This window comes from Parasphingorhabdus sp. (assembly GCF_036568145.1).
In the GTDB taxonomy this organism is placed as follows: domain Bacteria; phylum Pseudomonadota; class Alphaproteobacteria; order Sphingomonadales; family Sphingomonadaceae; genus Parasphingorhabdus.
In genome coordinates this window covers 45,157-60,220 of sequence record NZ_DATCTC010000022.1, presented here as the reverse complement: position 1 = coordinate 60,220, position 15,064 = coordinate 45,157, and the positions used below count along the sequence as shown (strand labels likewise).

Genomic DNA, 15,064 nt, shown 5'->3' with positions numbered 1-15,064 from the left:
ACCTACATGCCGCTTTTGACCCTCGCCACCTTCCTCCCGATTTTGGGCGGGTTAGCCCTGATGGCGCTACCAAACCGCTCGGACCGCGTGGCGCACGGGATGTCGATTGTGGCGACGGGTCTGGTTTTTTTGATCACGCTAGTAATCTGGTCGCGTGGCATCGTGCCGAGCGGCTTTGCCCAGATCGAGGAAATCGCGTGGATACCCGCCATCGGTGCCTCCTTCCGGCTGGGACTGGACGGGCTGAGCCTCTCACTGGTGCTGCTGACATCCTTACTGTTCTTTCTGTCGGCGATTTATTCAGCGCGGATCAGCGAACGTGCGCCAAGCTATGTTGTGCTGATGCTGATGCTAGAAACCGCCGCGCTCGGCACGTTCATGGCGCTTGACGGGCTGCTGTTCTATGTCTTCTTTGAGGTCTCCCTAGTCGGCATGTATTTCATGATCGCCGGCTGGGGCTATGAGGAAAGACAGCGCGCTGCGCTGATGTTCTTTCTCTACACGTTTCTAGGTTCGCTTCCTCTACTGCTGGCGATCATCGGACTGTATCTCAGCAGCGGCACATTCGACATGCGCGCGTGGATCGATGCGCCGCCGCTGACGGGGCTTGCGGCCATGCTAGCGCTTATTGCGATGCTCTTTACCTTCGCCGTCAAGATCCCGGCCTTTCCGGTGCATACCTGGCTACCGGCGGCGCATGTGCAGGCACCCACGGCAGGCAGCGTAATCCTTGCCGGTGTGATGCTGAAATTCGGCACTTACGGTCTGGTGCGGTTTGCCCTGCAAATGACGCCCGAGGCCTTTGCGCAGGCCGGTCAGGTGGTTTTGGCCTTCGGTGTGGTTAGCGCGCTTTACGGCGCTTTTGCCGCATTGGCGCAGACCGACCTCAAAAGGATGATCGCCTATACTTCGGTCAACCACATGGGATATGTGGTTATTGGCGTGGCGGTGGCGGCGCTCAGCGTCGACCCGCAGATTCGGGTGATCGCGCTGGACGGCGCGACCTTGCAAATGATCAGCCATGGGCTGGTCACCGGAGCGTTGTTCTTTCTGATCGGCATGTTGCAAGACCGCGCCCACACTCGTGAGGTGTGTGATTTCGGTGGGTTGCTCGGCAGCGTGCCATGGCTTGGTTGGGCGTTTATCTTGTCGGCCTTCGCTTCGCTTGGCCTGCCAGGGCTTGCGCATTTTCCAGCAGAGTTTCAGGTATTTCTCGCAACACTCAATACCGCACCGTGGGCAATCGTGGCGATCCTTGCCATCGTGGTAACAGCGGGGCTGTACCTGCGTGCAATCGCAGCGGTGTTTTTGGGTGAGAGAAACGAGAAATGGGCCTTAATGCCCGATCTTGACCGGCGCGAGATGCTGGTGATTGTGCCTCTGTTAATCCTGACAATCCTTGTTGGCGTCGCCCCTTCGTGGCTATTGAACATAATCCATACCACGATGGCGAGCCTGTCATTTTGATGGCACGCGATCTGTCATTCCTGATCCCAGAAATCCTGTTGTCGCTAGCGGTCGTGGCTATGCTTATTGCGGAAATGGCACGGATGGCGCGGCTGGTGCTGTGGCTCGGGTTGGCCGGCCTAACGGTTGCTACTCTGGCCACACTGCCGCTACTAACAGCCGACACCACCGTTTTTGGCGGCACCTACCGGATCGACCTACTGAATGGCTGGGCTAAGCTGATATTGCTGCCTGGTACGGCACTAGCTTTGTTGCTGGCACGGGCAGAAATCGCGGGACGACAACGAGAAGGCAGCGTCTATTCGCTTCTTTGTCTTGTCACACTGGGCGCGTTGATGCTGGCCGGCAGTGGTGACATGATGCTGCTCGTGTTGGGCGTGGTGCTAACCGGGCTGGGAGGCTTCGCGCTGGTGGCCTATCCGCGCGACGACGCCGCGACCGAGGCGGGGATGAAATATCTCGTCTTCGGCGCGGTGACCGGATCAGTAATGATTTACGGGCTGACCTTCTGGTTCGGCGGTGCGGGATCGACTCTTTTCTCAGATCTCAGTGCACTGGAAGACAAGCCCCTGATTGCCATCGCGGGACTGATCGCAGTAATTGTGGGTCTCGGCTACAAGGCGTCGCTAGTACCCTTCCACTTCTGGGCGCCAGATGCCTATGATGGCGCTCCCGTCTCCGTGGCCGCCTATCTGTCGGTCATCACCAAACTCGCGGCGATCTTTGCCCTCGCGCAGGTATTGCGCGATCTGCCGACTGAGAGCAATTGGCCTCTTGTGATCGCAATAATCTCGGCTGTGACCATGTCCTACGGCTATCTGACGGCGCTGGTGCAGACCAATCTGGTCCGGCTGATGGCCTATTCCTCGATCGCGCAAACGGGCTATTTTCTGTTGGCCATTGTGGCGCTCGGCGTTAGCCCACTTGCAATCCCCGGGCTAATCGTCATGGGTGCGGCCTATATGGCGATGAACATCGGCGCTTTTGCGATCATTCTGCTCGCCGGACGGAGTCTTGACGATATCCGCGGGTTCGGGCGGCGACGCCCAGTAGCAGGGGTGGCGATGGTGATCTTTTTGCTGTCGTTGGCCGGCATACCTCCGCTTTTCGGCTTCGTCGGTAAAGTCTATCTGTTCGGTGCGGCCATAGACGCAGGTTATCTGTGGCTTGCAGTGATCGGAATCCTCAACTCGGTACTGGCACTCGGTATTTATCTGCGGATCGTGGTGCCGATGTATCAGTCTGCGCCGGACGCAGGGGAGAGTTTCGATAAATCGCTCACTCACCCCGCGCTCACAGGAGTCATTAGCGTGACTGCGGTTGTGACGCTCGGCATGGGGGTTTTGGCAGGTTTGCTGCCGGGTTGGTACTAAAAATCGAGAGTTCCAAGCACCGATGCAGGCCAATATTCTTGCTCTGGCAGCAAGGAATCGCAGCGTTACGAACACGTCCGACCCACATTTTGCATAGCCATCCGGCATAGCTTTCAGTGAGCCACAAGTCGCAATCGTCGTCACTGTTTCATCAATCAGGGCAAATTGGCTCTGATTCTTTGCCCGGCACAAAAAATCTAGCCGATGCAGACATGAAAACTTGGGTTGATGGAGTGACCGCAGGTTGCGGATTGGGTGATGCACGGTTGAACCAGCGGTCGAGCATGGTGACCAGAAAGACCAAGCCGATCGCTGCCAACGGCGGTTCAGGACTGGGCAAACACGAAGACGGCTTATGCGCAGACGACAATTCTGGCGCGGATCGATGGCTATCTATCGATGATCCTGTCCAAAGACGACGGGATTGTCAGGGTTGCTGTGCGTGAAGCCGACTTTATCATTGGCCAACGAACCATCCCCCACAAAGCGCTGCCTCAGTAACATTACCTATGAGCGCTGAATGGATGGTCTGATATTATCAGTTGGAAACTGGTTAAACGCTGTCTCTGATTGTCGGAGCGGCTGGTTTTCATTCAGGAGCGCGAAATGAAGCTCAATGCAATTAAACTTGGTTTGGCGACGGCAATTATTTTCGGATTCACGTGGATAATATGCAGTCTTTTTGTAACCATGGCCTCTGGCCGTATGATGCAAATGAGCGGTAATATGGCCCACTCAAATTTCGCCGGTATGGGCTGGTCATTGCATTGGACGGGTCTTTTAGTGGGGCTTGTTATATCGAGTTTCTTCTCCGGGCTAATCGTCTGGGCGATTGCCGCCACTTATAATCGATTGCTTGCGTAGGGGCGACGGACCGAGGTGCCATTGATGCGAGATGGTGCTTGCAACCAGAACCCTAAAAAATTGATCAAACGCACTATTTGACCAACGGAAGACCGAGCAAATATTTCCTCTGACCCAGCCACTTACTGGTGAAGTTGTAATGCTGTACTGCCAATCCCGTTCTTCTTGAGGACAATTGCAAAAAAGGAAACTAGATATGAAAAACTCCAGTCTTATCACAGTCGCTGCTTTCACCATGCTGACAGGATTTTCGGCCAATGCAACACAACCGGAACCAAAAGCTGCCATGCAGAGTCAGGCCACGCCTATGACCGATAATTCAGCACATCAGCAGATGATGGAAAGAGCCCAGAACGCCAAGACGCCTGCAGAGCGAGAAAAGCTCATGACAGAGAATATGGCCATGATGAAGGCAGATATGGCCTCTATGAAGGCCAAGATGGCCGACGGCGGTATGATGTCACAGGGGAAAAAGCCGATGAAGATGGACCCGGCCGATATGAAGAAAATGAAGGCCAAGATGGCCGAAGGCGGCATGATGGCGCAGGGCAAAGGACCTATGGCTATGGACCCGGCACATATGCAGAAGATGAAGCAGCATATGGGCATGATGTATCAAATGATGGAGCGACTGATGCTACAGCAGGAACTTATGATGGACCCTGAAAAATAGCAGCAACGACTTTGGCACATTAAAGGGGAAGAAGCCGAGCTTGGAAACGGCCTGACTTCTTCCTCGGTTGTGTAACGCGAAGGCTCCATTTGCGTCCTAACTACTGGCAGCACCTATTTTTTCTGGCGCTGCCCGAACAAATCAAACTGTTTGAAAGACTTGCAAAGGAGAAAAGCCATGAACAATATAACAACTGATCCCAAAACCTTCGCGCCGAGAAAAATACTCAAACCCATTATTAAACCTACCGATCCGGTCGAACCCCAGAGCAAAGGGTGCTGCTGTTCCGGTAAGGAACAAGTTATGGAAGATAAGCCCGAGGTAAGTTCAAAATCGTGCTGTTCTAAGAGCTAATCGCCGGTTGAAGGGTCTTGTGATCCAAGCGTGGCCGGCATCTCTGGTCCGAAGCGTATAGCGCTTTCCGGCAGATATCGCGCGCCACAAACCTGTCACACCTATAATTTCCGGAGATCGCCAATCTCCCGGGAAGACCTTGCGATTAGCGGGTCGTGCAGGAGCAAAGGGAAAGATGATAAAAACTATTCGCAAAAAAGCGCCCTACGCGGAAGGACAACAACAAACCCGGCCTAGCCCCCTGCCGCATCTGTTGACGATCAATTGTGGTTCATCAAGCGTCAAATTTGCAGTCTTTCGTTTGGGTAATAACATCGAACCGGTATTGCGCGGGAAGGTCACGGAAATTGGAAAGGCACAGGGCCATTCATCCGCGCGATTGGCCGACAGCACATCCCTTTGGAATGCAAAAAGTTCGTGCAAAAACCATGGCTCAGCCATTGAAAATATTCTCAATCAGCTGGAAAATTACGCAGAACTTTGGAAAATATCGCTTGTTGGTCATCGAATAGTACATGGCGGTCCAGATTTTGTTTCGCCTCTCGCATTGGATTCAGTTATCGAAGCTGAACTGGAGCGCCTAATACCGCTAGCTCCTCTGCATCTACCTGCAAATCTTGCTGCTATTGCAGCGGTTCGAACACGGCTACCCCGCGCAGAACAATTTGCGTGCTTTGATACTGCTTTTCACTCCAACATGCCGGAAAATGCAGCACGAACTGGTCTGCCGCTAAATATGGACGACGGTGTTATTCGCCGGTACGGCTTCCATGGCCTTTCCTATGAATCTACGCTCTACCAACTAGAGCGGCGAGAAGGAGCAGCAGCTCTGAAGGACCGTATTGTGGTCGCCCATCTTGGTGCGGGCGCCAGTATGGCGGCAGTGCATGGCCGGCGGACGATAGATACATCCATGGGCTTTAGCCCGTTGTCAGGTCTTCCAATGGCCACCAGAAGCGGCGATATTGACCCTGGACTTATCCTTTATCTCTTAAAGGAAGAGGGCTGGACGTCCGATGAATTGGCCGATCTTCTAAACAACAGATCGGGTTTGCTTGGACAATCAGGAACAAGCGGTGATGCCCAAATTCTTGTTACAACCAATGCCGGTAAATCTGCCGAAGAAGCGATAGCTTTTTTTTGCTATCAAGCCCGCCGTCACTTCGGCGCATTGGTAGCCGCCATGGGCGGCATTGATCGTTTGATTTTTACCGGCGGAATTGGTGAACATTCTCCAGAAATACGGTACCAGATCTGCAAACCATTGGAGCAATGCTTTGGAACCATAATCGATCCGAAAAAAAATAAAGCCAATAAGCCACTGCTATCTCCAAAACATGGCTCAGTTACTGTGGAGATCAGTTCTGCGGATGAAGAATTAATGATTGCGCGTCATGTCGCAGAACTTGATGGTACCCGCCAAAATGGTGAGGCTGTAGCATGATGCCTTTTTTCCCGCACCGCATTACCGCTACGCTCCTTCAAAAGGCCAGCTGATGGATATCACCGCAGAAGACCCGGTATGCAATCGCAAATTTGCTTTGGAAAAAGCGGTAGCGGCTGAAGAATATAAGGGCTGGACCTATTTCTTCTGCAGCACAGAATGTCAGAATATATTCAATGGCTCTCCCACAACTTTTGCCAACGGCCCAGCCCCGCTATATCCAGATCCTTAACTGGCGAGATGAGCGGATAATAACGGCATTGGCTCAAATATAAAGATCGGTTGGCGGGATGTTGGCCAACAATTCCGACAACCGATCTTTAGGGGCGATCGCGCACTGCCTTCCCCAGCGGTCGCCCCACTCCTCAAAGCCCAGCTGCGTCGTAGTAGCCTTTTTTGGCTTCAAACCGTCTGGCGAGTTCTGATCAACTGTAACATTAAGCGCCGCAGTGCGTCCTTAACAATAAACCGGTTGATATCGATCATCACCCGGCGCTGATTACTCCAAAGAAGACCAGGAGAAAACCATGACAGACAATCTTATTACGTTTTCCGCTTTGCTGTTCATCCTGCTTGCAGTTGGCGCTAGCGCTATCCGCATTGTGGTCGAATATGAGCGCGTGGTCGTCTTCACGCTAGGCCGCTTCACAGGAGTCAAAGGCCCCGGTCTGATTTTTATTATGCCCTTTGTTCAGACTCTATCCCGCGTGGATTTAAGAACCATCGTCCTTGATGTACCAACGCAAGATCTTATTTCACGCGATAATGTGTCGGTTCATGTCAATGCTGTCATATATTTTAAGGTTGTCGATCCTGAACGCGCGATAATTCAGGTGGAGCAATTTATCGACGCAACCAGCCAGCTCGCACAAACCACCTTACGCTCGGTTCTTGGAAAACATGAGCTTGATGAGATGCTCACGGAGCGAGACAAACTCAACAAGGATATCCAAGAGATAATCGACACCCAAACAACCTCATGGGGCATCAAAGTTGCCAATGTTGAAATCAAGCATGTCGATATAGATGAATCCATGGTTCGCGCGATGGCGAAACAGGCTGAAGCCGAACGTGAGCGCCGGGCAAGAGTGATAAATGCTGAAGGAGAACAGCAGGCAGCGCAAAAGCTTTTGGAAGCTGCAGAAACGCTATCCGGTCACCCTGAAGCGATGCAACTGCGTTATCTTGGCGCGCTGTTTATTAGCAGTTTCGAAAACCGACTCTTCAGGGGTGGCCGGGCTCCTCCTCCAACCCAGCGCGGTCGCTCCACTTTTAACTGTGGTGGCGACGCCATTTTTGCACCTTCTCGATTCCAGATAAACATTCACAATGCTGTTCCATTTAGGCTGTTCGCATACGGCAACCGTGACGTTTGAGGAGGGTTTTCATTGACAAAAAACATATCAAACGACTGGCGCACAGGATTTGGCGTCATCGAGCACAGCGCTGCAACAATTGCGCGTACAGATGAATTTTTCGCAAAACGTCAGTACTGGCAAGGATTTACGGATTCCGCCCAAGCAGAGACATTGATTGTAGCGGCCGACCGATTGGCCAACGCCGCGATGTGGCTCACCGCCCATATGACCTATGCCTCCCGGGTTGATATGAGCGGTACCGATTTGCCGGCAGACGCATTTAAACGAAACCCTGAAGGTCATACTGGCGGCGCCCTCAATGTTGCCATCGGGTTTGTTGGCTATTTACTTGCCAACGCCCTGTCTGGACACACGCGTGCCTGGACGCTTGGTCAGGGTCACTGTGTTGCTGCAATAGAGGCAATCAACACGCTGACCGGGGACTTGTCCCCTGCACAAATCGGTCGTTATGAGCGCAGCGAGACCGGGCTTTCCCGTCTCGTTTCAGACTTTTACAGCTATGCGATGAGCGCTGATGGAAGACCCGCGGTACCGCTGGGGAGCCATGTCGGCCCAAACACTGCCGGCGGTGTTTCAGAAGGCGGCTATTTGGGCTTTTCCGAACTCCAATATGTCCATATGCCGCTGCCGGGAGAGCGCCTTGTTGCCTTTTTGAGTGACGGCGCATTTGAAGAACAGCGCGGGTCCGACTGGTCTCCGCGCTGGTGGCGAGCCGAAGATAGCGGTTTGGCGGTGCCGATCATGGTCCTCAATGGCCGGCGGATTGAGCAGAGAACCGAAATCGGCCAGGAAGGCGGGGCTGAATGGCTTGAAGCTCATCTTCGCCTCGCAGGATATGATCCAATACTGATCGACGGTCATGACCCTCTCGCCTATGCGATGGCGATATTGGAAGCGGAAGAAAGGCTCACGCGATTTATTAGATTGAAGCAAGCCTATCCAGCTCCCCTTCCCTATATTATCGCACGCTGCACAAAAGGATTTGGCTTTCCGGGAGCTGGAACCAACAGATCCCATAACCTGCCACTTTCGGGAAACCCGTCCGAAAATGCAGCCGCACGAGCTGAATTTCACGAAGGCGCTAGAAAGCTGTTTGTCCCGGCTGACACGCTGGAAACAGCCGTTAATGCTTTGGCGGTCCATGACCAGCAGTCTCGGCCAAGAGAAAGTCAGAATCCACTAGCACGCCGGATCGTCGAACTGCCCAGCCTACCCGTGCCAAATTGGACCGATGTCAATAGTCAGCGCGAACGCTGCGCGATGGATGCGATCGATGAATATTTTGTCGATATTGTCCGCGCCAACCCGAAGCTACGACCACGTATTGGCAATCCAGACGAGCTAAGAAGCAACCACATGCCGCGCGCGCTTGAGCTTCTGCACCACCGCGTGAACTTGCCTGAATCTGGGACTCCGGAGGCGGTTGATGGAGCCGTCATAACGGCACTCAACGAAGAAGCGGTTATCAGTGCGGCCTTGGGTAACAAAGGCGGGATCAATATCGCTGTGAGCTACGAAGCTTTTGCGATGAAAATGCTTGGCGCATTGCGACAGGAAATAATTTTCTCGCGCCGCCAGCACGAACTGCTCCAGCCACCAGGCTGGATCAGCGTTCCACTCATTGCAACCTCCCACACTTGGGAAAACGCAAAAAATGAGCAGTCGCATCAAGACCCGACATTGCCCGAAGCATTGCTGGGGGAAATGTCAGATATATCTCGCGTTATATTCCCTGTTGATTTCAATAGCGCGGTTGCAGCGCTGCGCTCGGTCTACCGAACGCATGGCCAAATTGCGTGCCTGGTAACCGCCAAGCGCGATGTGCCAATCCTCTTTTCAGGTGAACAGGCTGAATTTGCGATGGCGAAGGGCGCAATACAATTTGAGGGCGATGCTACAAACGCGCAGGTACAACTGGTCGCCATCGGCGCTTATCAATTGCAACAAGCAAGACAGGCGCGCGAACGGCTCGAGCAACGCGGGATAAACTGCTCAATTACGGTCATTTTGGAACCGGGGCGGTTTCGGGAGGCGCGCGACGAGATCGAATGGAAATATGCTGTTTTAGACAAAGATTTGCATGTGCTGTTTCCCACAAATCTTCCGCGGATAATAATCTCGCACACGAGACCGGAGCCAATGTTGGGTCTATTGAGGCGGCTTGATGGCGGGCCGAGCCAAACCAAAGCGTTGGGATATTTGTCCAGAGGCGGCACATTGGATGTTTTTGGCATGTTGTTCGCCAATCGTTGCACTTGGGCGCATGCGGTCGCCTCCGCTGCAGGTTTGCTCAAAATCGATCGGGGTTCCCTCCTATCACAGGAAGAATTGGATGCCGTCGACGAGCAGGGTGACCCGCAGATATTGCGGCGAGACTCATCGGGCTCAAAAAATGAGGAGAAAATCGTATGACGCTCACATTGCATAGTCTTGGCGGAGCCGGGACGGTAACCGGATCTCGCCATCTTATCGAAAATGACGGACGCCGGATCATGGTCGATTGCGGACTTTTCCAGGGATATAAACCCTTACGCGAGCGCAACTGGAAACCGTTTCCGGTTTCTCCAAAAAGCATCGATGCCATTATTCTCACCCACGCGCATCTCGATCATAGCGGCTATCTTCCGAAATTAGTCCGCGAGGGGTTTGAAGGCCCAATCTTCTGTTCATCAGCAAGCGCTGATCTTTGCGAAATACTTTTAAAAGACAGCGCTTTCATCGCGGAGAAAGACGCTTTTCTGGCGAACAAGCACAAATATACCAAACATGCGCCCGCGCTGCCGCTGTACACCATCAAAGATGCCGAAGCTGCCCTGAAACAGTTGCGGCCCATCCCGTTCCACAAGGAAATTGAACTTCCGGGTGGCGGACAGGTCAAGCTGCGCCGAGCCGGGCATATTTTGGGAGCGGCCAATGCCGAGCTTCATTGGGGCGGTAAGACAATCGTCTTTTCGGGGGACATTGGGCGCTACGGTGATCCCTTCATGCTCGATCCCGAGCCCGTCGCGGCGGCCGATTATGTGCTTGTGGAATCGACCTATGGAGACAGAACCCACCCCAAAAATGACCCAATGGAAGCTCTTGGAGACGTCATCGAAAAAACGGTCCGAAGGGGCGGAACGGTGGTTATTCCCGCGTTTGCAGTCGGGCGCGCCCAATTGATCATGTATTATCTGTGGAAACTAAAACAGGCCGGAAGAATAAAAATCGTTCCGATTTTCCTCGATAGTCCCATGGCGATTAACGCAACAGATTTGCTGTGCCGCCATCTGGATGATCATCGCCTCTCGCCAGACGTTTGCAAGCAGTCTTGCGACATCGCAACTTATTTGCGTGAAGTCGATGATTCCAAACGCATAACGCGTGATACCACGCCCAAGGTCGTGATCGCGGCGAGCGGCATGCTGACCGGCGGGCGCGTTCTCCATCATCTCAAGGCCTTTGGCCAGGACAGAAGAAACACAATCCTGTTTTCAGGCTATCAGGCGGGGGGAACGCGCGGCGAAAAACTGCAGAACGGGGCGGAAAGCGTCAAGATGTTCGGCCAATGGTTTCCGATACGCGCTGAAATTGCAAGCCTTCCGGCTTTATCGGCCCACGCAGATTCAGACGAAATCCTGAAATGGCTGTCCGGATTCAAGCACGCTCCTGCCCGAACTTTTGTGGTGCACGGAGAACCTAAGGCCTCAGATGCTTTGCGGATGCGGATTGGAGAAGAGTTGGGCTGGAACAGCACCGTCGTTGATTCGACTGATCGTTATTTTTTGGAAGGTTAAATGTCATGTCGACCGGCAACCACATTGAAGCCCATAATTTGCTGAAATCAAAGCGTCTCAGTCTCTACACCCAGGATGAGGTGATCGTGCTTATGCGCACCGATTGTCCGGTTTGCATATCGGAAGGCCTGACTTCCCGGTCGCGCGTACGTTTAACGTCTGTCTCGGGACGTGAAATTCTCGCAACACTCTACCAGGTCGAAAATGACTGGCTAACGACAGGGGAAGCTGGATTATCAGAGGCCGCCTGGACGAAACTTGGGGTTGAAGATGGGACGGATATTGCAGTTAGCCATGCGCCGACTATAGGATCATTGGCAGATATCAGACGCAGAATTTATGGAGGGCGCCTGGACGAACCGGCCTTTCAGGGCATTATTGGCGATATTGCCGCTGGACGCTATGCAGATATACATCTGGCAACGTTCATAGCGACTTGCTCGGCTCTCCCGCTCGACATCGAAGAAATATGTCATTTGACCAAGGCAATGGTGGGCGCAGGAGAACAGTTGTCCTGGGACGCTCCGATGATCCTGGACAAACATTGTGTCGGCGGATTGCCGGGCAACCGCACCACACCGATTGTCGTGGCGATAGTTGCCAGTCTGGGCTTCACAATGCCAAAAACGTCATCGCGCGCCATTACATCTCCTGCAGGTACTGCCGATACGATGGAAACGCTCGCCCCGGTTGATCTGGATATCGATCAAATGCGCCGCGTGGTGGAAGAGCAAGGCGCCTGTATTGCCTGGGGCGGCGCCGTCAATCTCAGCCCGGCAGATGATATTTTGATCCGCATCGAGCGGGCTCTTGATATTGATACAGAAGGACAGTTGATCGCATCTGTTTTATCTAAAAAAATTGCTGCCGGTGCCACCCATGTCGTCCTTGACTTACCGGTTGGTCTGACTGCCAAAGTCCGTTCGCTGGACAAGGCCAAAATATTGGGTGAGCATCTTTCCGCTGTCGCGGCCAATTTTGGGTTGGAGACACGATGTGTTTTTACAGACGGCTCTCAACCTGTGGGACGCGGCATTGGCCCTGCCCTTGAGGCGCATGACATTTTATCTGTCCTGCAAAACAATCCGGATGCACCGCAAGACCTGAGGAAGCGGGCAATATTAATTGCCGCACAGGCTCTGGAGCTGGCAAATCACGTGGACGATGGTGGCGGGCTTGCTGCGGCGGAGGCCGCCTTGGTTGATGGCCGGGCATGGAACAAATTTCAGGCGATTTGCGAGGCGCAAGGCGGCATGCGCACGCCCCCGGTCGCTCCATTGACCTGCCCCCTGTTGGCGCAGAGCAGCGGCAAGATATCCTCCATCGACAATCGTAAATTATCGCGATTAGCAAAATTGGCCGGAGCCCCGCGCCAAAAGGCTGCTGGTCTTGCGATGCATTTCCGCCTGGGCGATCATGTTACAAACGGTCAGCCACTATTCACGGTCCATGCCGAAGCCAAGGGCGCCCTGGATTATGCGCTGGAATATGCTGCTGCCAATCCAGATATATTGAAAATAGAGGAGTAACCATGCGCATTTTTATCCCCTTGCCGGGCAATGAAACCTTGGCGGCCGATCTTGCCAGACTATCCTCCTCCGCGCTGGGTACATTGGAAACCCGTCACTTCCCTGACGGGGAATCTTATATTCGTTTGACCGATGATGTGACGGGGAAAGATGTGGATTTTGTTTGCACCCTCGCTCGCCCCGATGATCAGATACTGCAGCTTATTTTTGCGGCGAAAACCGCGCGTGAACTGGGCGCAAAAACCGTGCGCCTCATTGCGCCCTATCTGGCCTATATGCGGCAAGACAAGAGATTTCAGGAGGGGGAATCCATATCCTCCACGCATTTTGCCAAGCTGCTATCAGATTGCTTCGACAGTTTGATCACGATTGACCCTCATCTGCACCGAATAGCGGATCTGGGAGAAATATTCACCATACCAACCAAGGTCAAACATGCTGCGCCCCTTTTAGCCGACTGGATCAGGGACAATGTCGAGAATGCTCTCGTGGTGGGCCCTGATTCCGAAAGCCAGCAATGGGTTGAGGCTGTTGCAGAACGAGCAGGCGCACAGCGCCTCGTTCTCAATAAAAACCGCCTCGGTGATCACGAGGTCGAGATATTGGTGCCGGACTTGAGCGATTATGCAGGCCTGGCTCCGGTGCTTGTCGATGATATTATTTCATCAGGGCGAACGATGATCGAAACCGCCGAAGCCCTGATCGCGCGGGGTTTCCCTAGACCCTATATATTGACTGTGCATGCCCTGTTTACCGGCAGCACCTATTGGCAGCTAAACCAACTTGCCAAAGATATCATCTCGACAGACGCCGTTCCGCACGAAACATCCCGGATCGGGATTGCAGAACTGCTCTTGTAGCTCAAGGCATGGGCAACATTTTTAACTGGATTGGAAAGAGATAGAGAAATGGCAGACGATCATAAGATCAAAGTCGCAATTGTCGGATATGGCGTGATCGGTAGCCGCACGGCCACCGCAATAAGACTACAGTCCGACATGATACTATCGGGCGTGGCTGATGTCGCGACAGATTGGCGCATTGCCCAGATTATAAGCCAGGGCATCCCGCTTTTCGCGGCCACAGCAGAAGCCAGCGCAGCTATGGAGGCGGCAGGCTTACCCACTAACGGACTATTGACCGATCTTGTGGAATCAAGCGACATCATTGTCGATTGTACGCCCAAGCACCGAGGCGCTGAGAATGCCGAATTATATCGCAAACTTAAGCGGCCCTTCATCGTTCAAGGCGGTGAAAAACATGATGTAACCGGCCATTCCTTTGTAGCAGAATCAAGCTATTCCAGTACGATCGGACGCAGCGCAACGCGCGTGGTTAGCTGCAATACAACGTCTATCGTTCGCACATTGAAAACCCTCAAGAACGCGGGCCTCTTGAAGAAAGCGCGCGGAACACTGATGCGCCGCGCAACCGACCCATGGGAAAGCCATCTTGGCGGCATCATGAATACGCTTGTTCCCGAGCCCGAAGTCCCGAGCCATCAGGGGCCTGATGCCAGACTTGTTGATCCGGATCTCGATGTCACAACGATCGCAGTCCGGGTGCCCGAAACGCTCGCTCATCTTCACACCTGGTACGTCGAAATGGCGAGAGCGGCCACAAAAGCGGCTGTTCTTGACGCGCTATCCCAATCATCGCGGATACTGCTAATCGACAGCCGCACGGGACTATCGGCAATAAATGTGGTGAAGGAGTGGATGGCTGAAAATGGACGTCGCCACGCCAATCTCTATGAAGTGGCGATATGGCGTGATCTGCTGACAGTTGACGGAACCGATCTATATTTTAGCTATATGGTTGATAACCAAGCCATCGTGATCCCGGAGACTATTGATGCTATACGCGCACTTGCGGGCAATGAGCAGGACCCTGCCGTATCAATCGCCAAAACGAACGAATCTCTGGGGGTTGGCGATCTTGTTATACCCCAATGGGCCGTACAAAAAAGCTTGGGCCATGATGGCTGACATCGGTATGATCTCATCTGAGGAGCTGAAAGTGGTAAATAGTCGACGGAAAATAGCGTTACAAAAAAAGAGCGATATGGTTGATGAAGCGCTGCGTGAAAGCTTCCCTGCCAGCGACCCGCCGGCATGGACGCTCGGCATTGACCAAGGAGATGATGTGCAAAGAAACCCAGGTCGCCGCGAAACCAGCAAAAAACCTGCAAAGAAATGATATCGT

Annotated in this window: 14 protein-coding genes; all 14 read left to right on the top strand. The window is 53.3% G+C overall.

The genetic code is table 11. The features are described 5' to 3' along the window. The first annotated feature begins 6 nt into the window (after positions 1-6). The 14 genes from VIN76_RS07795 (at position 7) to VIN76_RS07735 (ending at position 15,058) form a co-directional block, all read left to right on the top strand. Complete coding sequence (locus tag VIN76_RS07795) at positions 7-1,467, top strand: NADH-quinone oxidoreductase subunit M (protein WP_332041271.1); 1,461 nt, start codon at positions 7-9, stop codon at positions 1,465-1,467. Further along, on the top strand, positions 1,467-2,840 hold the full coding sequence (locus VIN76_RS07790; RefSeq protein ID WP_332041270.1) for an NADH-quinone oxidoreductase subunit N: 1,374 nt from the start codon (positions 1,467-1,469) through the stop codon (positions 2,838-2,840). Before VIN76_RS07795 ends, VIN76_RS07790 begins: the two co-directional genes overlap by 1 nt. A gap of 212 nt (positions 2,841-3,052) precedes the next feature. Beyond that, complete coding sequence (locus VIN76_RS07785) at positions 3,053-3,286, top strand: hypothetical protein (protein ID WP_332041269.1); 234 nt, start codon at positions 3,053-3,055, stop codon at positions 3,284-3,286. Positions 3,287-3,446: 160 nt separating this feature from the next. Further along, entirely contained in the window at positions 3,447-3,704 is a 258-nt protein-coding gene (locus tag VIN76_RS07780) for a DUF5676 family membrane protein (protein WP_332041268.1), read from the top strand. 196 nt (positions 3,705-3,900) lie between these two features. Next, a complete protein-coding gene (locus VIN76_RS07775; RefSeq protein ID WP_332041267.1) occupies positions 3,901-4,377 on the top strand; it encodes a hypothetical protein in 477 nt (158 codons plus the stop codon). Positions 4,378-4,906: 529 nt separating this feature from the next. Then, positions 4,907-6,175 (top strand): acetate/propionate family kinase, encoded by a 1,269-nt coding sequence (locus VIN76_RS07770; protein WP_332041266.1) that lies wholly within the window; start codon positions 4,907-4,909, stop codon positions 6,173-6,175. Between the two features lie 52 nt (positions 6,176-6,227). Continuing rightward, positions 6,228-6,407: a YHS domain-containing protein gene (locus VIN76_RS16255; protein ID WP_414696309.1), complete on the top strand. Its 180-nt coding sequence runs from the start codon at positions 6,228-6,230 to the stop codon at positions 6,405-6,407. 295 nt (positions 6,408-6,702) lie between these two features. Next, on the top strand, positions 6,703-7,551 hold the full coding sequence (locus VIN76_RS07765) for a slipin family protein (RefSeq protein WP_332041265.1): 849 nt from the start codon (positions 6,703-6,705) through the stop codon (positions 7,549-7,551). Between the two features lie 12 nt (positions 7,552-7,563). Then, positions 7,564-9,966, top strand: a complete 2,403-nt coding sequence (locus tag VIN76_RS07760) for a xylulose 5-phosphate 3-epimerase (RefSeq protein WP_332041264.1) — start codon at positions 7,564-7,566, stop codon at positions 9,964-9,966. Beyond that, entirely contained in the window at positions 9,963-11,330 is a 1,368-nt protein-coding gene (locus tag VIN76_RS07755; protein WP_332041263.1) for an MBL fold metallo-hydrolase, read from the top strand. The genes VIN76_RS07760 and VIN76_RS07755 overlap by 4 nt, the downstream gene beginning before the upstream one ends. 5 nt (positions 11,331-11,335) lie before the next feature. Next, positions 11,336-12,859, top strand: a complete 1,524-nt coding sequence (locus VIN76_RS07750; RefSeq protein ID WP_332041262.1) for a thymidine phosphorylase family protein — start codon at positions 11,336-11,338, stop codon at positions 12,857-12,859. A gap of 2 nt (positions 12,860-12,861) precedes the next feature. After that, the gene (locus VIN76_RS07745; protein ID WP_332041261.1) at positions 12,862-13,719 is read left to right on the top strand and encodes a ribose-phosphate pyrophosphokinase; all 858 of its coding nucleotides are present in this window, start codon (positions 12,862-12,864) and stop codon (positions 13,717-13,719) included. Between the two features lie 48 nt (positions 13,720-13,767). Further along, the gene (locus VIN76_RS07740) at positions 13,768-14,847 is read left to right on the top strand and encodes a type II glyceraldehyde-3-phosphate dehydrogenase (RefSeq protein ID WP_332041260.1); all 1,080 of its coding nucleotides are present in this window, start codon (positions 13,768-13,770) and stop codon (positions 14,845-14,847) included. Further along, positions 14,837-15,058, top strand: coding sequence for a hypothetical protein (locus VIN76_RS07735; protein ID WP_332041259.1), 222 nt, complete (start codon positions 14,837-14,839; stop codon positions 15,056-15,058). Before VIN76_RS07740 ends, VIN76_RS07735 begins: the two co-directional genes overlap by 11 nt. Positions 15,059-15,064 lie beyond the last annotated feature (6 nt).

Bases quoted from the DNA above. Each gene is read 5' to 3' on its own strand.
- VIN76_RS07795 (WP_332041271.1), top strand. From the start codon at position 7: ATGCCGCTTTTGACCCTCGCCACCTTCCTCCCGATTTTGGGCGGGTTA.
- VIN76_RS07790 (WP_332041270.1), top strand. From the start codon at position 1,467: ATGGCACGCGATCTGTCATTCCTGATCCCAGAAATCCTGTTGTCGCTA.
- VIN76_RS07785 (WP_332041269.1), top strand. From the start codon at position 3,053: ATGAAAACTTGGGTTGATGGAGTGACCGCAGGTTGCGGATTGGGTGAT.
- VIN76_RS07780 (WP_332041268.1), top strand. From the start codon at position 3,447: ATGAAGCTCAATGCAATTAAACTTGGTTTGGCGACGGCAATTATTTTC.
- VIN76_RS07775 (WP_332041267.1), top strand. From the start codon at position 3,901: ATGAAAAACTCCAGTCTTATCACAGTCGCTGCTTTCACCATGCTGACA.
- VIN76_RS07770 (WP_332041266.1), top strand. From the start codon at position 4,907: ATGATAAAAACTATTCGCAAAAAAGCGCCCTACGCGGAAGGACAACAA.
- VIN76_RS16255 (WP_414696309.1), top strand. From the start codon at position 6,228: ATGGATATCACCGCAGAAGACCCGGTATGCAATCGCAAATTTGCTTTG.
- VIN76_RS07765 (WP_332041265.1), top strand. From the start codon at position 6,703: ATGACAGACAATCTTATTACGTTTTCCGCTTTGCTGTTCATCCTGCTT.
- VIN76_RS07755 (WP_332041263.1), top strand. From the start codon at position 9,963: ATGACGCTCACATTGCATAGTCTTGGCGGAGCCGGGACGGTAACCGGA.
- VIN76_RS07750 (WP_332041262.1), top strand. From the start codon at position 11,336: ATGTCGACCGGCAACCACATTGAAGCCCATAATTTGCTGAAATCAAAG.
- VIN76_RS07745 (WP_332041261.1), top strand. From the start codon at position 12,862: ATGCGCATTTTTATCCCCTTGCCGGGCAATGAAACCTTGGCGGCCGAT.
- VIN76_RS07740 (WP_332041260.1), top strand. From the start codon at position 13,768: ATGGCAGACGATCATAAGATCAAAGTCGCAATTGTCGGATATGGCGTG.
- VIN76_RS07735 (WP_332041259.1), top strand. From the start codon at position 14,837: ATGATGGCTGACATCGGTATGATCTCATCTGAGGAGCTGAAAGTGGTA.